The organism is candidate division Zixibacteria bacterium HGW-Zixibacteria-1 (assembly GCA_002838945.1).
Classification (GTDB): domain Bacteria; phylum Zixibacteria; class MSB-5A5; order GN15; family PGXB01; genus PGXB01.
Genome location: PGXB01000029.1, coordinates 46,883 through 49,666 on the forward strand (window position 1 = coordinate 46,883; position 2,784 = coordinate 49,666).

General features: G+C 46.2%; 1 protein-coding gene and 1 pseudogene (1 of these 2 running past the window's edge). Both read right to left on the reverse strand.

Annotated elements, in window-relative coordinates:
* Positions 1-332, reverse strand: a pseudogene (locus CVT49_11205) (hypothetical protein); it reaches 127 nt to the left of the window's first position.
* Positions 333-334: 2 nt separating this feature from the next.
* Positions 335-2,251, reverse strand: coding sequence for a hypothetical protein (locus CVT49_11210; GenBank protein PKK82952.1), 1,917 nt, complete (start codon positions 2,249-2,251; stop codon positions 335-337).
* Positions 2,252-2,784: the final 533 nt, after the last annotated feature.

Below are 2,784 nucleotides of genomic sequence, written 5' to 3' on the forward strand. Positions count from 1 at the left end.
AAGGTCACATCAAGAATATTGACGGCATCATTGTTATTGGCATCGCCGGCCAGATTGCAGCAGCCCGGCCCGCCGGTCCCAAAATCCTGCCAGAAACCGTGATTTATACCATAATTGGTCGAGCTTCCGGAAGCAACGGCGGTCTGCGCGACCGTGCCGCCGAGGCGGTAGTTGGCAGAGGTTCCGCCAACGGCTCCTCCGCCGGAAATCACCTGCCAGTTGATCTCCTCGCCCGACTTATCCCCTGCCAGCCCGATTGTCGCAAAGCAGAGAATAAATCCAATCAACACCATGTTGGTAAATAGGTTTTTCATTTCTGCATCCTGGAGCATTATTATTCGCTCTCTTCAGTAAATTTTGTTCTTTCAACATTTCTGTGATTCTTGAAATCAACCGATTTATCAACACCAAAGCCGAAAATTTCGGGATTCATAAATTTGCCCCGTGCGTCACCGACTTTGAGCGTTTCCACTTCCAACGGGACTGACTTGGCAAAGGCATCCTTGCGGATACCGGTCACCATCAAGGAAACCTCGACAAGAGGTTTATCGGTCTTAATCGCAAAACGATTGCCTTCAATTTTCTCGGCGATAATTGCCTGGGCAAAGGTACCTATACAGGTCAGTTGATAGCGAAAATCGGTATTAAGAGCATCGAAATAGGATGGCAGGTTCACTACGGCGTTGCCATTCTCGTCTGTAATAACGTTTCCATTATATATATTCATCCTGTCCGGAGAGCTGGCATCGCTGTGCGATAAATACATATTCTCCGGATCATCGGGATGATCTATCAAAAATCCGCCGCCCCCTTTTGTATTGGTTCCGGTGGCATGCAGGTTGCCGTAAAAATACCCGCCCCACGACCCGTTGGAAACCTCGCAGGTACCGAAAACACCGAAATTTGCGGGACCTGAAACATTACTGTTCCCATAGAGACCAATGTTCTGTAGTGCATCGCCGGCAGCCTCGGCATAAACACCATAATTAAATAGGGAACCGGAAATCGCTCCAAAATAACCGCCGAAAGCTTGTGCTCCATTGTTGCCGACGCCCTCGACACCTCGTGAATAATCAGTTGTGCCGCCTCCGGTCGAATACACGTCGGCAGTCCCGACAACGCCTACGCGCATATCATCCGATTTGCAGTATCCATGAAGTGCATAGGTAATTCCACTGCCTGAAGAAATGGCGGTGCTGTATATACCTGTCAGATTTCCACTGCTGCTGTTCGTAACATCGGAATACATACCATATTTCGAGCCGGTCGTAGAATGCGCTCGTTTTAAATTAATCGGTCGGCTTAAATAAGGCTGGCTCCCCTCACCAACAAACAACCCGTTTGCGGACATCTCTACCGTATTATCCGATATATCAACATTACCGGTAAATAATTTATCGCCCGAAATCGTCTCATTGCCGATAACCGTAACCGCAGTGCCGGATATTTTGCTTGGGGAAATGGCGGCAGAATTATTTATATCATAATTCATGATCGTGTAATCTTGAATATCGTTACTGTTGACTTCGCCCGTGGCAATGTGGGAGGAAAGAATACCGTTAGTTGCTACCGACAGGGTAACATCGCCGGATGTTCCTCCGCCGCTCAGACCGGACCCCGGAATAATCCCTGTGATATCTCCGCCCGGCCCGGTATTATCAGCGGCGGGCACCCAGGTGCCGCCGGACATTTTCATGACCTGGCCGTCGGCCGCCCCGTTGGGACCGATATCGCTGAAGTCAATGGTGCCGTCTTCGATATTTTCCCCCCTGATCTCATCATAACCTATATCATCGAATGTAATACTATGATTCAGGATCTTGGAACCGGTGACTGAATTATTGGCGATATCGAAAGCATATCCCGCCGAATCGGATCGGAGCGATTGGTATGAATATGCAACCGATGTCAATCTTGTCCGCGGTGTTATTTCCGGGTCGACTCCAACGGTAATGCCCAGATAACGAACGGTGTCGGTAAATAAATCATCCGGCAACGGGATAAGTGAGCCAAGATGATAAATGAACGATCCGTTGGTTACCGCAATGGTCTGAAAACCGGACCACCACAGCGAATCGTTGCCCGCCTCGGATCCATAAATCTTAAATTTCATCAAGTAGTTGTTATCCGGCACCGGATTGCCACCGGAATCGGTCAGATAACCCTGATAGTTGATTGTCTGAGGTACTTCGGCTGATACTAAGGTAAATATCAGGAGAAGTACAAGAGTGAGGGCTGTTTTGTGTAACATCATGTCCTCCAAAAAAGTTAGTTACCCTATATTATTATAAATTACCCTTTCATTGATTTATGCAGAATACATAGACTGGGTATAAAGCACCTTATTTCCATCTGCCTTTATAACCGATTGATAACATTTCGTATCTAACCGGCAGAAAAAATTAATTCTGAATGTCAAAAAACATGCTTACCCCGGATATACTTTTCCGGCCGCAAATGTAATTCGGCTATAAAGAAACCCGGGTTGTGGATGGTCAGAAATTTTTAAGAACTTCTTGAAAAATTATAACTAATTGAGTCTTAATTGTCAAGATTTTTAAAATACGATAAATCTGACTACAATATTTATAATCCCAAATGGATATAATTTTATAAAGACAGTCTCGAGCCTTTCACGAGGGGCTTTTTGGGATGAAGACTATCTTCACGCAGCACTTTAATGGCTGTCTAAGTCCCTGTCGTTCCGCAAATTGGCGTGCCGCCGCCCTTATACAGATAACTGATCAAATAGGTCACATCAAGAATATTAATAACATTGTTGCC